This window comes from Scytonema sp. HK-05 (assembly GCF_963872035.1).
In the GTDB taxonomy this organism is placed as follows: Bacteria; Cyanobacteriota; Cyanobacteriia; order Cyanobacteriales; family Nostocaceae; genus Kalymmatonema.
In genome coordinates, this window is sequence record NZ_CAWMYC010000098.1 from 87,169 (window position 1) to 103,989 (window position 16,821).

A 16,821-nucleotide genomic window follows, 5' to 3' on the forward strand; every position below is an offset into this window, starting at 1 on the left:
TCTGATTGCGTAAGCGTTAACCTACCTAATTAGAGGTCATGTCATGAGTTGCCAGGATTGAGTAGCTTAGCGATCGCCTTTGAGAATATAGGTACTTCTCGTTGGTGGCGTTCTGCTGCAGATAGCCCATGTAACCCTGGAAGATGAGCCAGTGAAACTTCTGGCACAATTATCTTGAAGTCATGAGCCCAGCGAGCCAGTTTACTGCGTAGGATTTGTTCATCTCGTTGGCTGGGATCTGCTAACTCTTCAGCCGTGGGATGGTCCTCTCGATGCTCCAGAATCCGTAACTGATAACCCTCAAGCCTTTCTATGACTCGCCCATCCTCGTCAAGGGCAAAGACGGTACTGCGATACTGTCGATCAGAGCGACCCTCAAGGATGGCAACTCCAATACATTTGTTTGAGACATCTCCATTTGGGCGATAGAGTTCTATACTATCGATGCGGATAGGAAGGCTAATGTCTTGTGGAATGACAAGCTGTACAACCTGGAGCAGCGAGTCTCGGAAAAACGGATCTCCAAGTAGTAAAGGTGTTGAAATCCTGTCAGCAAAGCTGTCTTGACCTGTGGACGAGGATGAGCGCATTTCTGTGCTGAAGACACACTGGTTAGCGTTGAGGGTATAAACCTGCTGTAGGCGCTGAAAGCGAGGACCCTGGAATAGCAACCAGCTGTACAAATCTTGCTGGGGCTGAATATCTAACGGGGTCTCTGGGAGTTCGACAGTTGCTTTGGGCACATCGCTATCGATATTTAGGACAAAGGTTGCTGAGAAATGATCCATAGCGAAGCCTGTCTGCTCTGTTCTAATGCCCGCACGCACCCGCTGCTTAGCACCAAAAGACCAGTCTTCAATCACCTCTGCGTGAATTTCGATGTCCACGCCCTTTGTGGGATCTACCACGATGGGTCGCTCAAGGCGGATATCTTCAATACGCAGCGCCTGGAAGTGGGACTGACCTATGGCGTAAGCAACAACTTGAGCCATAGCCTCCAGACCAAACACGGTTGGAAACAGGTACGATCCTTTATAAACGTGATCCTGGACGTAGAGATCCTGCTCTATGCTAAGGTGGACGCGTGAGACAACTTCCACGCCTGGTTCGACGTAGAGGAGCTGCTCTAAAAACCTTGATGCAGCTGGTAGTGGGGGAAGCGCTGGTAGCCATGTATCAACTTTTACCCTTCCCGCAACCGCAACTTGGCGCTCACCAGGGTCGTTCAGCATCAAGTTTAGGAATCGACGCACTCCCTCTTCTTTGGAGATGGAATATAGCCCGAGCTTCACTAGAGCCGGAATACTGCCCATGCGTGCCCCCATGCCGACCTCTTCCCACACAGTGAAGGCGATGGAAAGAACTGATGTTTCTGGATGTTCCGCCTCAAAGCGGCGCAAAATGAGATCTAGCGCTTCATTTGAGAAGGCATACCAAGCATTGCCTGGCACCCCTATGATGCCGATGAGCGATGCGAAACCCACAAACAGTTTTGGTGGATTGTCTTTCAATGCATTGCAGAGGTTGAGAGCGCCAACGAGTTTAGGCGCAACTTCCGCACGAGCTGCCTCAGCAGAGACCTGCTCTACCCTTCTTGGCTTATTTAGTCCAGCCCCGTGAATCACGCCTGTGATCTTGCCCATCTCTTGGCGTATCTGGTGAATGAGAGCGGTCACCGCTTGTGCATCAGTAACGTCGCAGTGATAGTATCGGCAAGTCAGTCCTGCGTTGCGGAAGCTTTCAAGAGTGCTAACAAGCTCGTTGCTGTTGCCTTGCTCACCAGCTCCTTGCTGATAAGGTGAGCTGCCAACTAGCGCCATGCGTGCGCCTGTCGCTTGGGCAAAGGCAAGGGCACAAGTAGCAGTGATGCCCTTAGCGCCACCAGTAACCAGAATAACATCATCTGATGACCATGAAATCGCTCTTCTTTGGTAGCTTTTTGGATGCTGCAGAACTGGTCGGGGAATACGTCGAGTCAGCTCTGAATCATAGCCTGCAGCCACGTAAGTCTCAGGTGTGGAGAGTTCATTGCTCACACGTTCTGCTAGTGCAGCAAGATTAACATCACAAGAAAAATCGATCGCCCGGACTTTTAAATCGGGTCGCTCGAAATGGATACTACCTGCAAAGGCTGTTGCACAGCATTGCTCAATATTAGCTATCTGTGGTTGCTTGCCAAAATATCCACCACCAAACTGAATAAAAGCTAAGGTCATGGGCTGGCGCGATTTGCTTGAGACAGGTGTGAGTGCTGCCGCAGTATGTAGTCGTTTGATGCTCTCTTGTAAGCTAACGTTTGCTGAAAGCTGGTCAGTTGGTACTTGGGGCAGAACAGCAATCAAGTGGGAGAAATTCACACTGCTAGTCAGTAGCTGCTCCTGTGCTTCCGCAAAGGGCTTGATTTGAACGCGGGCACCCCGGCTTTGCAGGTCTTGGTACAGCGCTTCTGCCACGCTTGCCTGGTTTGGAGTGCAGAGAATCAATACGTTTGCAGTTTGCCACTGGTTTTGTTGGCTGGCGGTGCGAGTTGCTTGAGCTTCCTGGGCTACATACTGGACAATAAAGTTACGCGCCCAAGACTTTTCCTCAAGGCTAGTCAAACTTGTGGGTTTACTTGCAGGGATTGCTTTACCGTTGGTGGTATTGGGTGTACTCAATCCTAACTGCTGTGGCTGATTTAGAATGCTTCCTTCTTGAAAAAGCTGCTCTAGAGCGTCTGCAACCTCTGTCAATGTGGCATTGGCAAATTTTGAAGGGTCAAGCCGTCCTGCCACTCCCGCAGACTTGGCTGCTTCTGCAACGAACTCCCCTGCTTTAATTGAGTCAAGATTCAAATCGCTCAGCAGACGCAAGTCTAGAGATAGGGTTGCTCGTGGAAAACCAGTACGTTGTTCTACCAGTTCCAAGAGAAGATTAGGTATTGTTACTGAAGCCTTGGGTGCTTGACTAGGTACTTGAAGCTTTGGTGCGATCGCTTCAACGTCTGCTTTCTTATTCGCTATAACTGCGCGAATCACCTGAGCGACTGCTTGTAGCGTGGCATTGGCTAAAGAAGATGGATCGACCTCACCTGCTATACCACATTCTTTTGCAACGGTGGCAACCAGTTCACCAGCCTTAATAGAGTCTAGGTTCAAATCGTCGAGCAGCCGTGCTTGCAACGTGATACTTTCTCGGGGATATCCTGTCCGTTGCACAACCTGATCGATTAAGAGTTCCTCAATCGCCTCAGTCTTGTTGAAGTTCCTGGGAGCTTCAACTGTTGTTTTTGGTTTTGGTTCGTTAGCGATGGGAGCAGTCGGTACACGGCTTTCTTGAATTGTTACGCCATTATTATCAGGAACTGGGAGCAATGGCAGAGTTTGCAAGTCTGCTCGAATCACCTCAGCCAAAAACTTCCCTCTGTGAGTCAGGTAATTGAACAGCGCTTGAGACACAACCTGCGGTGAAACATTAGTCGCGTCACTGGGTTCATTGGGCATTGACTTCACCCAACCTCCAGAGGTCGGTAGGGTAAACGATGGAGTGACAGCGGATACTTTAAATGGTTGCGCACAGGGATTTTCAATGAAAATACGATCCGACGCTGGAACAAACGGGCGGACAAGACGGTTTTCGTAAAGCGCTTCCCATCGGATTTCGCCACCGTGGACAAAAAGGCTGGCTAACACAGTATTCAAATCCCGATCCAATCCAGGTTTCGATTCAATCGGAAGACATACAGGACCGCTCGGTTCAGTAATATCTTTCACCAGGTTGGAAAGAACTTTTCCAGGACCTACCTCTATAAGCAAATCACATTCCTGCGCGAGTTTTTTGACTGAAGCGATAAAATTCACTTGTGCAAGAACTTGGTGTGCAAAATGCTCACGTAGTTTGAGCCCGCGCTTGACTTGCTGTCCATCCACGCTAGAAAACAGCTGTACGTCTGTTTCCCCAAGTAGCTCAGGAACTGGTGCGCACTTTTTCAGATGCTCAGCTGCTGCTGAAACCAATTGAGAATGAAACGCATTGGAAACTGGAAGCTGATACGTCCGGATTTCATGAGCTGCGGCAAGTTCAATAACTTCCTGAATGCTTGTCCGCTCACCGGATATCACCACCTGCTTCGGACTATTAATATTTGCCACAACTGCGTAGCCACTGACTTGCTTCAAGAGTTCAACAGCGGTCTGTTGTGAGCAGGCTAAACTGACCATAGTTCCTGCGTCGTTTGCAGGTGCAGACATGGCTTGTCCTCGAACTGCCGCTAAGCTAAGCAAAGCTTTGTCATCAAAGGCACCCGCTACCCGAAAAGCAGTCAGTTCGCCAAGACTGTGCCCCGCCACGGCAACAGGCTTGATTCCAAGGTTAGCAAGTTTACGGGTCCAAAGGAGGGAGGCAAGGCAAATAGCAGGCTGAGCGACTTCCGTTTGTGCGAGTGTAGCTGACCACTCCTCGATCTGCTTGAGATCAAAAGTCCGATCCAATGGACGGAATATGAGTTGACTAACTGCTTGTGCTCCTATCTCGCCGAGCCAACAATCTGCTTGTTCCACGAGTTCGCGGGCACAGCTATGACGCTCAACAAGTGTACGCCCCATATTCAACTGTTGGGAGCCTTGACCGGGAAACAGAAAACCAATTCGGTTGCGGGAAACTGTGTTTCCGATCCAGACATTTTTCTCAGGGCTAATTACCACCTCTCCTTTGGTAGGAGGCATTTCGTCCAGCATTTTTTCAAGTTGCTTGAGAGTGCCAATCAGCTCCTCAGGTGTTTCAGCAATGACAACTGCCCGAACTGGTGATTTCATATCTAGTTCATGGGCAAGGTGCGCTGCCAGATCGACGAGTTCGCCCACACTGATTCCTTCTGCAATGCTGATCACAGCTTGGGCGCGTTGACGCAAGGCGGAAATAGACTCTGCACCAAGCACAAACAGTTCTGTATCTTGTTGAGAAACAAGCAAAGCACGCTCTTCAATAGACGTTTCGAGACGAGAAGAGGGACTATCACCAGACTCAAGAGTCACGTGGCAGTTGATGCCGCCAAATCCCATTGCAGAAACACCTGCTCGGAGAGTCTCTGTTTTGCTTCGGACTTCTCCTTGAAGGATTGGGTAAACATAGCGAGCAGCAGTTTCAAATACCGTATTAGGTTCTTTGCAACCAGCCGTTGGCGGCAGAATTCGACGATTGACTGCCATCACAGCTTTGATGAACCCTCCTACGCCAGCCGCCGCTTTGGTATGACCAACTATTGATTTGAAGGAGGTGATGCCACAGCTGCGGGTACTTTCTTCTCGATCAGAACCCATGACCAGCCCAATGGCTTCCAGCTCTGTGCGATCGCCCACAGGCGTACCTGTACCATGCCCCTCAATAAAATCAACATCGTTTGGGCTGTAGCCAGCGCGAGTGTAGGCACGCAAAAGGGCGATCGCCTGACCTTCCCGTTTGGGTGCTGTAACGCCACCCCTTCCATCAGAGGATATACCCCAACCACGCAGCACTGCATACACATAGTTGCCATCTCGGCGAGCGTCCTCCAAACGCTTTAGGACAACAAAACCACAACCTTCACCTGGAATAAAACCGCTAGCATGACGGTCGTAAACCGTCATGTCCTGACGAGTGATCGCACCCATCTTGGCAAATCCAACGATTTCAAAAGGATCTAGACTGACATCGACACCGCCAGCAAGTGCTAAATCCAGATCGTTATTAGCTAAAGCTGTAGCTGCAGTAGCAACTGCGATCAGTGAAGCAGAACAAGCACCGTCCACTACATATCCGCCGCCGTTAAAGTCAAGAAAGTTGCAGATTCTCCCAGCAATCGTGTTGGAAAGGCATCCAGCTAGGGAATCCTCAGTAATCGGTTGGAATGCCGACTTGTAGTACTCCTCGGTAGTCTCTACCAGTTCATTTACCAGTTGTGATGGCAGCCCTCTTGCCTCGGCTGCAGCGCGCATTGCCCGTTGAACAAAGGGCCAGCGCAAGCGCATCATGTGCGATCGCATTTGCTCCCCAGTCAACGTGTTGCCAAGCACTACGCCTGAACGCTCAGTAACAACATTTCCACGCGTGTACCCGGCATCCTCCAAAGCCTTGAGTGCAACTTCAAGTGCCAGCCAATGGACAATGTCTGCAGACTCAACGGTTCCTTTTGGAAGGCGCTTACTGACCCAGTCGAACTCAAAACCATCAATGACAGCGGCACGAGTCCCGTAGGTCTTTTCGGGTGCAGTCGGATCTGGATCGTGGTACTCAGAAAGCGGCAGCCGTTGCTCAGGAATCCTGCGAAATTGAACCCGCTTTGCAAGTATATTTTCCCAAAGCTGTGATAAATGATGCGCGCCGGGATACCAGCAACCCATCCCGATGACCGCAATAGCAGGATTAGACATGAGACACTCCGATGTATTTAATGACACTTTCAATTGAAAACAATTTAAATTGCTGCTTCCCCAGCTAGTTTTAATGCAAGCAGGTTCAAGCACCTCCACCCTCTTGAGACAATTGGCTAGATGTCAGTCAACCCAAAGCAGGTTTCAGATCCCTGTTTTATCCAGATATAATCATCAAGTGCCACTAAGTTTTATTTTTTTAGAGAAAAATTGAGAGAGTGGCAATTATGCTTACGTGCCAAGTGTTAAGTTTTTGTTTTACAACTCTTGGGTGTGGGGATTGATAAAGCCCTTTGAGTTGTACTTATGAAAAATTGCGCTTCTTAATTCTGTGATGTCCCAAAGCTTTTCCCTACAAAATTTTTTTGCAAGACAACTGCCTGTTTTTTGCGAAAACAGCTGTCCAAATCATCTCATTCAAACTCCTTGATAGCTTTTCGAGCCAATCACATCAAACGCCAAAAGCATTGGTTTCGCTAACTTCTAGGCATCATTGTTGCACACGCAAGGTAGCGTACCATAACCTCATCGACAGCCTTGGGGCATTGTCAAATACAGTGTTTTGTTAATTTTGGCGTATGAGATGAATGTTGAAAACAACACAGACAATGAAACCGCTTTTTGGTATTACTTGCATTTGCTATAGACATTTTTTAGTTGCTGATGGTATATTAATTTTTGGTTCGGAACCTGTCAAGGGGTCAGAACCAAAAAAAAGATTTTTCAGGGAGCATCATTAATGAAGGTAATGAAGGTTTCACAAGTGCGGTTGTGTGTAGGATGCCAACAAAGAAAGAAAAAGTCACTTTCATTTGTGACTTAGAGACAAAAAATGAACTGGAGTACTGGGCGAAAGAAGAAGGACAAACCATTAGTAGCCTTGTGGGACGGATTGTTGGTGAAGCGATCGCCACAAGACAAGGTAAAAAACCTATCAAAAAAGAAGCCGAACCAGAGCCAGCAAATATTCATGAGTTAGTTCAGCGCAATCTCAACAAGCTGCGACGACATACAGGCATTAAAAACCTCAAACAAATTGCTAACGCTGAGGTTTTACCGACAAAAGATAATTTCCTTCTGATCATGCAAGCCTTAGCTGTACCTGAAAACTTACAGCAAAAGCTTTGGTTTGCAACATATGGCAACAACTCTAATCATGAGGAAGGCATCGAAAATGGAACTACTTAAAGTTCTCAACCAACCTCACTGGAACTATTTCTTTACCCATGAGGGTGTAACAATCAAAGCTCCTAGCAAGGAGGCTGCAACACAGTTAGCTTTAATGTATCGGGAGTGCCTCATTGAGACAGCCCACAGAATCAAAGGCAAGGTAAAAATCGGCTGGCGGCGCTGCAAGTGTCCCATCCAATTTTTTAGCTGGATGGCATTAGAACAACCACCAACAGCATATGAAACGGCAGAAGCGATTTTACGCACAGGTGGGGCAGTATTTTGTTCTCTGCTAGATTTGCCTATGCCGTTACTAAAGCGGATAGTGCAGGTAGGAGAAAGTCAAAGACCCATCTCCATCGTCAGACGTTCTGATCGCAAACAAATCATTATCAATAAACCAATGGAGATAGCTTTACAAACTCCTGCTATCGAAGCAACCCAACGGATAATGACTCGTTTTTGGCGTCCCAGCGACTTAGAAATACTGGAAGGTAAATTTCAGGTTGCAAGCCGTTTCAAGTGGCGATATGATGCTGCACTTAATCAACGTAGTTGGGCCATATTAGAAAGCGAATTTGAAACGTTCGAGGTTAACGGACAGTGGTATTCACAGACTACTTTCCTCATGAACCCTGAGCCTATACCTTTGCCTGAAGATGGCATAATTTCGGTTCTTGACAAGTTAACAGATAACTGACAGGAGATTGCTGTTTTGGCGAGTGATTCTCCAGGTCAATACAGGTGGCTACATCGTTAGTACAAAATTGCATAAGTTCGTAACTTTTTTAAACGCTAAGAGTTGTCTGATCCGAGGAAGCCTCGGATCAGAACTTCGGTGGAACGCGGTGAAGGGGCGCTCTTTGGAGGGGAAAATGTTCACGCATTTGGGAGAGCTTTGCTTTGTTGCCTCGGACATAATTTTTCGCGTTGTACCCTCCAATCCCGTTCACTTAATTGTCTTAACTAGGAGTAACAACCATGTTCCTGCAAGAAAATACCCAAATCTCACAAGATATGCCGTCGCAGATGGTAATGGTTGAATTGGCAACTAGCTACTGGATTTCGCGAGCGCTATATGCTGCGGCGAAGCTTGGTATAGCAGATTTGTTGAAAGACGGTCCAAAGAGTTGTGATCATCTGGCTTGTTCAACTGGAACGCATGCAGGATCTCTTTATCGACTCATGCGTGGGCTTGCTAGTGTGGGGATCTTTGCTCTCGACGAACAGGAATGCTTCACCCTAACACCACTAGCCACTTATCTCCAGAGCGATGCTCCTAACTCAATACGTGCCTTTGCGATTAGTTTTGGTGAGGAACATTACCGCGCTTGGGGAGATATTATCCACAGCATACAGACTGGCGATAGCGCTTTCCAGAATTTGTACGGTATGCCAGTCTTCCAGTATTATGCGCAAAACCCGCAAGCGGGAAAGACTTTTGACGAGGCGATGACGAGTGTTTCAGCAACGGACAAAACCGAGATCAATGGGGAATACGATTTTTCATCTATCCGCAAGTTAGTTGATGTTGGTGGTGGACGCGGAAGTTTCATAGCCTCTATCCTTAAGGCAAATCCCACAATCGAAGGCATTCTCTTCGATCAACCGTCCGTAATCGAAGGAGCGAAGAGTGTTCTGGAAGCGGAGGGAGTCTCAAAACGCTGCGAACTCGTTGCCGGAAGCTTCTTTGAGTCTGTACCCAGTGGTGGTGATGCCTACATTCTCAAATACGTCATCCATCTTTTGGATGATGAACGTGCGATCGCTATTCTTAAGAACTGCCACCGCGCTATGGTGGAAAATGGAAAACTTTTGCTAGTCGAGCGGATCATTCCACCTGGCAATGAACCTTTCTGGGGCAAGTTTCTAGACATCCATATGCTAATAGCCATTTCAGGCGGTCGTGAACGTACAAAAATGGAATATGAAGCTCTGTTTGAGGCTTCTGGCTTCAAGCTGTCCAAAATCATTACCACAAAGTCAAACGTAAGCGTGATTGAGGGAATCCGGCTGTAGCCGGGTTAGGTGTCAAAACAAAGGCAGCCCCAATCGCTCATCCGAAGGCAGAAGGTAAGACAAGAGCGTGGCGGCGGCATACGCCCCTTTCCCTACTTGAGTGAGGAAACTCCTTCAAGCAAGTCAACTCACACAAAGAGGAAGCCCAAAGAGCAATATGAGTGAATCCCCCGCTACACCCCGAGTACCGGGTGTAGCGACGGGAGAAAAGCGACAAGCTGCTGAGAGCAGAATTTTTAAGTACATTGACTCATGGGGAATCTGGGTTAGACACATGATTCAATCACCTGTAAGAGTTTGGAAACGAAGATAACAGCCAATCTGATCAAGGAATTATCTAAAATCCGATGCTTCTTGTGTATTTGCACCTGATTGGATAGCAAAATACAGTTGATTAAATTCTTTATTTGGTAATAGACCAGTTGGATCTAAAGCCAGGCTATCTTTAATACCATCCACAAGATACATATCGATTTTACCCTTATTTTTAGCAGTAATTTTTCCTCGGTATTGAACAGCAAAAAAATCTTTAATTAACTCATAAGTTGCTTGGGAAATATTAATGCTTCCAGAAACACCAGACGATTCCATCCCGGAAGCGGTGTTAACAGTGTCGCCCCAAACATCGTAAGCAAACTTTTTGTGTCCAATCACACCTGCTAATAATGGTCCTGAGTGGATACCAATACGAATGTCGCAGTATGGTTGGTTCAAAAGCTGCTTCTCTTTTTTGCGCCATTCCATAAAGGTACGAATGTTGATAGCAGCTAGTACAGCATCAATGGCATGGGTTTTGTTAGGAGTAGGAATTCCTCCAGCACACATATAACTGTCACCAATTGTTTTCAATTTTTCCAAATTATGTGCTTCTATAAACTGGTCAAAGCAAGAAAAACAGTAATCCAGTTCATCAACTAGTTCTTGTGGGGTCAGCTGTTCTGATAACTTGGTAAAATTCCTGAAGTCTGTAAACAGAACAGAGGCACATTCATAATAAACAGGCTGAACTGTACCAGTTTGCTTGAGTTCAGAAGCAATATCTGTTGGTAGTATATTTAAAAGCAATTGGTCAGTCTTACGTTTTTCTTCTTCTAATTGAAGATACAACCGATTTAACTCTTCAAAACGTTGAGCATTACGAATAGCTGCTGATAATTGCACAGCTAGTAAATAGCCAATGCGTACATCTTCTTGAGTGTAGATGTTCGGTGCTCTTGTGGCAAAGTTGATAGTACCAATCACCTGATGATCGCATTCTAAAGGAATGATTACCTGCGATTGGTACTGACTAAGAAAACCGCTTGCAGAATTTTCCTGAATGAGTTGAACTTGACCTGTTTTCAGGCTCATACCAACTGCACCCATGTTTGTCAGATCAAAAAAGTCAAATTCGACAGTAGGACCAAACAGCCTGACTATACGCCAAGAATTGTTAGTGTTGCACAGGCAAACACTACAATGCTCGAAGTCTAACAACCATTTTGCTTGTTTGCCCACTACCTGCAAAATCTCATCCAACTTGAGCGAACGATTCATTGCGATCGCAATTTCATTAACAGCAGCAATACGACTGGAAAGCGCTTGCGCCTCAGCAAGCAGGCGACGGGAAAGAACCAACAGTTGTTGATAATCCTGTTCGTCCAGCCTACTACCAATAAAGGCGGGGATAAAAGTCATAATGTATCAATTTCGAGTACAAGCGCTTCAGTATATATATTTATACTCGTAAACAAGTCTGCTGTGGCAACAATCTCAAATATTTCAGAATCGTCCAAACCTAGCTTATACAGGTGTTGGTAATCTTGAGTTGTCAGCTGATGGGGTTCAGTGGCGGCTTTCAAGCCAAAGCTGATCACTGCTTTTTCACGTTGAGGAAGCGGACAGGCTGCAAAATCTGATACCAACGTTTTTAAAACTTCCTCACTCATGCCTAAGGATGATAATCCATGCAAGTGGACATTCAATGCATAAGTACTGCTATGTGCCTGAGAAATAGCAATTCCCAGCATTTCCTTGAGTGTGCGTGGAACGTCTCCTTTTAGGACTGTAGCGCGAAATTTCTTCCAGTTCGCTTCCAGCACATCAGGATTGATTGCCATTGATTTAAAGAGATTTGGTACTATACCAAACCCAAGTTCAACCTGGATTTCTTGATATATCGTTTTGACTTTGGTATCCGTCAGCTGATCGTATTCAATTATGGGAAATTTAGCCATTGTCATCTCTAGCCTGACTAGGGAACATGTTTGAGCCGCTCAACTCAAACAAACTTGTACTCATTTGTACAAGCTATATGTTTTGATAGAGAAATAATACTTAGGTAGAGACCCGGTCAGTAGATGGTATCAGCTCTTGTCCGATTTGGTTGATCGGTAAAATAACCATCATGATCATTTTTATCTTAACAAAGAAAATCTATCAAAAGTATAATAATAATGATTTTGGATTTCAAGAAGCGCATATTTTACTCATAAATTTATACTTTTGAGAAGATAGGTAATAAAAAAACACCACTAGAATTATGCAGGCAGAATATCGGCAGCGCCGTGAGCAATTGATGTCAAAAATTGGCAATGGTATTGCAATCTTTCGCAGTGCGCCAACAGCGGTGATGCACAACGATGTCGAATACGCTTTTCGCCAAGACAGCGATTTCTACTATCTGACTGGGTTTAACGAAGCGCAAGCAGTAGCAGTTTTAGCGCCATCACACCCAGAACATCGGTTTGTGCTGTTTGTACAACCGAAAGATAGGGAACAGGAAGTCTGGAGTGGTTATCGCTGTGGGGTAGAAGCGGCAAAACAAGTGTATGGTGCAGACGAAGCTTACCCCATTAGCGAACTTGATGAAAAGTTGCCCCAGTATTTGGAGTCATGCGATCGCATTTACTACCATTTGGGACGCGATCGCACTTTCAACGACAAAATCCTCAACCTTTGGCAGCGTTTGATGCGGACTTATCCCAAGCGGGGTACAGGACCAATTGCCATTGAAGATACTGGTCCCATTCTCCATAGCATGAGACTCATTAAAAGTCAATCAGAATTGGAGTTGATGCACAAAGCTGCTGATATTGCAGTTGAAGCACATAATCACGCAATGGAGTTTACGCAACCCGGACGCTACGAGTACGAAATTCAAGCAGAAATCGAACATATCTTTCGCCTTCGGGGTGCGAATGGACCTGCTTACCCCTCAATTGTGGCTTCTGGAGTGAATGCCTGTGTGCTGCATTACATTGAAAACAATCGGCAGATACAGGACAAAGAGTTGCTGCTGATTGATGCTGGTTGTGCTTATGGTTACTACAACTCCGATATCACGCGCACCTGGCCAGTGGGAGGTAAATTTACACCAGAACAAAAGACGCTGTATGAGATAGTTTTGGAAGCACAAAAGCAAGCCATAGCCCAAGTGCAACCAGGGAATCCCTACAAACTCATTCATGATACCGCTGTGCGCGTCCTGACAGAAGGCTTAGTCGAACTTGGCATCCTTAAGGGCGAAATTGACAAGCTCATAGAAGAGGAGAAATACAAGCCATATTATATGCACCGTACTGGTCATTGGCTAGGTTTAGATGTTCATGATGTGGGTGTGTATCAGCACGGTGAAGATAAACCGCAGATTCTACAACCAGGTCAAGTGCTAACTGTAGAACCGGGACTTTATATTGTGCCAGATACCAAGCTCGCTGAAGACCAGCCACAGACAGACCCGCGTTGGGTTGGTATTGGCATTCGGATTGAGGATGATGTTTTGGTGACGGCTACAGGTCATGAAGTGTTGACTGCTGGTGTGCCTAAGGAAGTCGCGGACTTGGAAAGATAAATTGTAGGGTGGGTAATGCCCACCCTTTGAGAGTAGTTTAAATCCCTGATAGAGATTCGTTCTGATGAGGTCAAAGCCAGTACTTGGGATAAGTCCTCTCTTCTGCAAGATTATTGAAAACTACAGCGCAAAGTACCAGAATAATAGAACCTTCAAGTGCAGGAGTTAGTAGAAATTGCCAGGGTGCTTTCGTCATCATCACAACTAATGCAACTGCTCCCGAAGGGGGATGCAAAGTTCCAGTAAGCTGCATCATCCCAATCGCTGTTGCCACTGCCATTCCCATCGCCCAAGGTTCTGAACCGAAAAGATGTAGAATAGTCAAGCTGACTAAAGCAGCCACGAAATTACCGCCAATCACATTACGGGGTTGAGCCAAGGGACTGTCAGGTACACCAAAGATCAATACGCTCGTGGCACCAAAGGGAGCCATCAGCAGAGGAGAATTCATTTTCACCGAGAGGTAAGCCGTTGCTGATATTCCCAGGAAACTACCGAACCAACTCCAAAAGATATGTCTGTGATGAGGTTTATCTAGAGGAAGTGAACGCCTACTCCCGCGTATCTTGAACCAGTAATTCTTGCATTTCAACTGAACGTTTTTGTAATTCAATCTGGATAGATAGGTGTAATTAATTTGCCCTTTGGGTAAATAGCCTTTCATAATTCTCCATAGCAATCAAAACAAACAGGCACCAAGTTGGGAAAGTTGCCTGCATAATACTGTGTCCTAGCCAACCCTCAAATTTACGAATGAACAAGGCAAGCAACGACAACTTCAGTGGACAAAAAAATACCTCAAATTTGTAAACAGGCTGGCTCTACAATGTAGGTTTCTAACCTGCTATTTCATTGGTATATCCACCCGACAAATCAGCGTTTCAATAGAGTGCAAAATTCACATACTTTCATCTGTGCAAATTGAAAAAATTTAGCAACCTCACAAATGTCATGAATTAATGACATATAGTTTTTAGAATATCCTCTAAAGCCTGTAAATAAAACTTAAAATATATATGAATAAGTAATATTGCTTATAAGTAAATTTTATACTTAAAACACATCAGGCTATAAAGCTGTTGCGAATTACGCCAAATTAGTTAAACAGTTGAATTGTTCTGCATTGATAGCATAATTGTAGGCGTGATGCAACCAACTACGGATAGTCTATTGTTCACGCTTGTAAAATAAAAAACAAGATGTATTGAAGATCACAGATTGACTTGATTTAAAACTCTGTCTGTAGAGCAGGTCAACTTGTTCCTATGATATACGTTTAATCAAACAGCATCATTTACGCTGTTAGGAATAGACTGTCTTAATAAATATTTGCAACGGGTAAAGTAGCACGTTGAAATTGAACATAGTCTTTCGAGAGCGCTCTCTCCGCAGCGATCGCTGCGGGGAGCGAAGTTGAGGCTTTGACGAATCCGTAAAAGCTAGAACAATGACTACAATTTCTGGTGCATGAATTTTTTCATCTGTAACTGAATGAAGCAGAGATGACTTGAAACCAAACTCTGCTACTCTCTACCCGACATTTAGTTAGATTTTGAACTATGAGAAAAGCTGTTTTCCTGATACTCCCTATTACCTTAATCCTCTTCTCTAACCAGAGAGCCCAATCCCAACAAGCAGAGTCTTCCTTTGACCGTCCCTACTTGGCGTTAGTTAAAGGAGACACTGCTAACAGTTGTAGCTTTATCTCCACCGATCTGCTGCAACGATCAGCAGACATTGTTGATGATTTGCTGTTTGTCCGTTCTGGTGACTCCCCAGAGTGGGTGAGGTATAAAGTGCGCTTCGTTCCCGATCAGTCTTCGGGTAATGCGTTGCAATGGACGGGGCTTGCAGGAGGAAACTATATTAAGGCTATTGTAAATTTCCGCAACAACAGCGTCCAATCCCGCAGTTTTACAATGGCGATTAATTACAACCTACCGAATGAAAAACGGTGCCAGTGGGAGGTACGAGAAACACAACAATCAATTCAATCGACTTCTCCAAGTTCACCTATAGGGCAGTAAAAGCATGATAATATCCTGCTTGTGCTGCCTATCAAACTATAGGTGGATATAGATGTAATCTAAAGGTTGATTCCCTGCTGCCTCCCAAGGTTGATCAACAGTCGCCCTTTTGATTGACTAGAATATCAATGCTGGGTTTGACGACAACCTGGCGTTGATCGCATAAAGTGAATTGTGTGTAAGCAAATGCTATGAACGAGCGTGAGTCAAACAAACATCATCCGCGTTTTGCTCGTTGATGACCATCCGGTTGTGCGGCAAGGGTTAGCAGCAATCATCAATGGAGAATCCGATATGACGGTGATTGGTCAGGCTGAAGATGGCACCGATGCGATCGAGCTATTTCGGCAAGAGCAACCGGACGTAACCTTAATGGACTTGCGGATGCCTCAAATGGCAGGAGTCGAAGCTATTGCTGTCATTTGCGCTGAATTTGCCAACGCGAAAATTATCGTACTAACAACGTATGATGGAGATGAGGATATCTATCAGGGGTTACGGGCAGGCGCAAAGGGTTATCTGCTCAAAGACTTGAAACCGAACGAACTGCGAACTGCTATTCGCACTGTTTACAACCGACAACAATACATTCCATCTGAAGTAGCCGCCAAACTAGTGCAGCGAATGACCAGTCCGGAGTTGAGCGATCGCGAGTTAGAAGTGCTTCGTTTAATTGCACAGGGCATGAGCAATCTAGGAATTAGCGCTGCCCTATGTATTGGCGAGAGTACTGTTAAGACTCATATCAACCGAATTTTAAGCAAGTTAAATGTCAAAGACCGGACACAGGCAGCTATTGTTGCGTTGAAACGAGGAATTGTTAACTTGTAAGGGACTTCCAAATTAAAAAATATCTAACTTTTCTTATGGGATAATTTATTGGTTGGAAATCCCTAAGGAACGCTCAAGCTGTTGTTAATAAAGTTGAAGCGTTTGTAACAAACACTAAGGGCGATCGCTACTATTGTTTAAGGTTTTTTAAGCAGTGCCTGAGTTGTCGTTAGGGATGCGGAGGGCAAAACAGCTTTCATGAACGGGTGGCATCTGAAATCATGGTTCTTAATTGGCAGTGCCTTGAGTGTGCTTCACTGTGGCCAACCGATCACAGCTCAAGTCGTTCCCGATAAGACGCTGCCAAGAGCAGAGCGATCGCAAGTTTCAGGCAATCCCAATTTTCAGATTGACGGTGGGGCAACGCGTGGTGGCAATCTGTTCCACAGTTTCAGCCAATTTTCAGTGCCAAGGGGCGGTACTGCCTTCTTCAACAATGCTGCTAACATCCAGAACATCCTGACACGAGTCACAGGTGGGTCAATTTCTAATATTGATGGATTAATTCGGGCAAACGGTACAGCCAACCTGTTCTTGCTCAACCCAAATGGCATTT

11 protein-coding genes are annotated in these 16,821 nt (G+C 45.7%); 7 read left to right on the forward strand and 4 right to left on the reverse strand.

Annotation, left to right across the window (positions count from 1 at the left end):
* Positions 1 to 41: 41 nt before the first annotated feature.
* The gene (locus AACT52_RS16285; protein ID WP_073632247.1) at positions 42 to 6,386 is read right to left on the reverse strand and encodes a type I polyketide synthase; all 6,345 of its coding nucleotides are present in this window, start codon (positions 6,384 to 6,386) and stop codon (positions 42 to 44) included.
* Between the two features lie 780 nt (positions 6,387 to 7,166).
* On the opposite strand from AACT52_RS16285, the gene AACT52_RS16290 reads away from it, so the two are divergent.
* The 3 genes from AACT52_RS16290 (at position 7,167) to AACT52_RS16300 (ending at position 9,575) form a co-directional block, all read left to right on the forward strand.
* A complete protein-coding gene (locus tag AACT52_RS16290) occupies positions 7,167 to 7,574 on the forward strand; it encodes a hypothetical protein (RefSeq protein ID WP_073632249.1) in 408 nt (135 codons plus the stop codon).
* Positions 7,561 to 8,256 carry a hypothetical protein gene (locus tag AACT52_RS16295; protein ID WP_073632252.1) on the forward strand — a complete coding sequence of 232 codons (696 nt, stop codon included), beginning with the start codon at positions 7,561 to 7,563 and terminating at the stop codon, positions 8,254 to 8,256. The genes AACT52_RS16290 and AACT52_RS16295 overlap by 14 nt, the downstream gene beginning before the upstream one ends.
* A gap of 281 nt (positions 8,257 to 8,537) precedes the next feature.
* A complete protein-coding gene (locus AACT52_RS16300) occupies positions 8,538 to 9,575 on the forward strand; it encodes a methyltransferase (protein ID WP_073632254.1) in 1,038 nt (345 codons plus the stop codon).
* A 333-nt stretch (positions 9,576 to 9,908) separates the two neighbouring features.
* On the opposite strand, the gene AACT52_RS16305 is transcribed toward AACT52_RS16300, so the two are convergent.
* Both AACT52_RS16305 and AACT52_RS16310 read right to left on the reverse strand, forming a co-directional pair.
* Positions 9,909 to 11,252, reverse strand: a complete 1,344-nt coding sequence (locus AACT52_RS16305; RefSeq protein ID WP_073632256.1) for an adenylate/guanylate cyclase domain-containing protein — start codon at positions 11,250 to 11,252, stop codon at positions 9,909 to 9,911.
* Positions 11,249 to 11,791, reverse strand: a complete 543-nt coding sequence (locus AACT52_RS16310) for a carboxymuconolactone decarboxylase family protein (protein ID WP_073632258.1) — start codon at positions 11,789 to 11,791, stop codon at positions 11,249 to 11,251. Before AACT52_RS16310 ends, AACT52_RS16305 begins: the two co-directional genes overlap by 4 nt.
* Before the next feature lie 305 nt (positions 11,792 to 12,096).
* Between AACT52_RS16310 and AACT52_RS16315 the strand changes: the two genes are divergently transcribed.
* The gene (locus AACT52_RS16315) at positions 12,097 to 13,407 is read left to right on the forward strand and encodes an aminopeptidase P N-terminal domain-containing protein (protein WP_073632260.1); all 1,311 of its coding nucleotides are present in this window, start codon (positions 12,097 to 12,099) and stop codon (positions 13,405 to 13,407) included.
* 70 nt (positions 13,408 to 13,477) lie between these two features.
* Here the strand turns inward: AACT52_RS16315 and AACT52_RS16320 are convergent, their stop codons facing one another.
* Positions 13,478 to 14,071 carry an HPP family protein gene (locus AACT52_RS16320; RefSeq protein ID WP_073632263.1) on the reverse strand — a complete coding sequence of 198 codons (594 nt, stop codon included), beginning with the start codon at positions 14,069 to 14,071 and terminating at the stop codon, positions 13,478 to 13,480.
* A gap of 895 nt (positions 14,072 to 14,966) precedes the next feature.
* On the opposite strand from AACT52_RS16320, the gene AACT52_RS16325 reads away from it, so the two are divergent.
* The 3 genes from AACT52_RS16325 to AACT52_RS16335 all read left to right on the forward strand — a co-directional run.
* Entirely contained in the window at positions 14,967 to 15,434 is a 468-nt protein-coding gene (locus tag AACT52_RS16325) for a hypothetical protein (protein WP_073632265.1), read from the forward strand.
* A gap of 201 nt (positions 15,435 to 15,635) precedes the next feature.
* Positions 15,636 to 16,265: a response regulator gene (locus AACT52_RS16330; RefSeq protein WP_073632267.1), complete on the forward strand. Its 630-nt coding sequence runs from the start codon at positions 15,636 to 15,638 to the stop codon at positions 16,263 to 16,265.
* Positions 16,266 to 16,463: 198 nt separating this feature from the next.
* On the forward strand, positions 16,464 to 16,821 hold a 358-nt coding region (locus tag AACT52_RS16335), incomplete at its 3' end, for a filamentous hemagglutinin N-terminal domain-containing protein (protein WP_143172806.1).

What these genes read in the sequence shown, in the direction of transcription:
- AACT52_RS16285 (WP_073632247.1), bottom strand. Translation starts at nt 6,386, where the DNA reads ATGTCTAATCCTGCTATTGCGGTCATCGGGATGGGTTGCTGGTATCCC.
- AACT52_RS16290 (WP_073632249.1), top strand. Translation starts at nt 7,167, where the DNA reads ATGCCAACAAAGAAAGAAAAAGTCACTTTCATTTGTGACTTAGAGACA.
- AACT52_RS16295 (WP_073632252.1), top strand. Translation starts at nt 7,561, where the DNA reads ATGGAACTACTTAAAGTTCTCAACCAACCTCACTGGAACTATTTCTTT.
- AACT52_RS16300 (WP_073632254.1), top strand. Translation starts at nt 8,538, where the DNA reads ATGTTCCTGCAAGAAAATACCCAAATCTCACAAGATATGCCGTCGCAG.
- AACT52_RS16305 (WP_073632256.1), bottom strand. Translation starts at nt 11,252, where the DNA reads ATGACTTTTATCCCCGCCTTTATTGGTAGTAGGCTGGACGAACAGGAT.
- AACT52_RS16310 (WP_073632258.1), bottom strand. Translation starts at nt 11,791, where the DNA reads ATGGCTAAATTTCCCATAATTGAATACGATCAGCTGACGGATACCAAA.
- AACT52_RS16315 (WP_073632260.1), top strand. Translation starts at nt 12,097, where the DNA reads ATGCAGGCAGAATATCGGCAGCGCCGTGAGCAATTGATGTCAAAAATT.
- AACT52_RS16320 (WP_073632263.1), bottom strand. Translation starts at nt 14,071, where the DNA reads ATGAAAGGCTATTTACCCAAAGGGCAAATTAATTACACCTATCTATCC.
- AACT52_RS16325 (WP_073632265.1), top strand. Translation starts at nt 14,967, where the DNA reads ATGAGAAAAGCTGTTTTCCTGATACTCCCTATTACCTTAATCCTCTTC.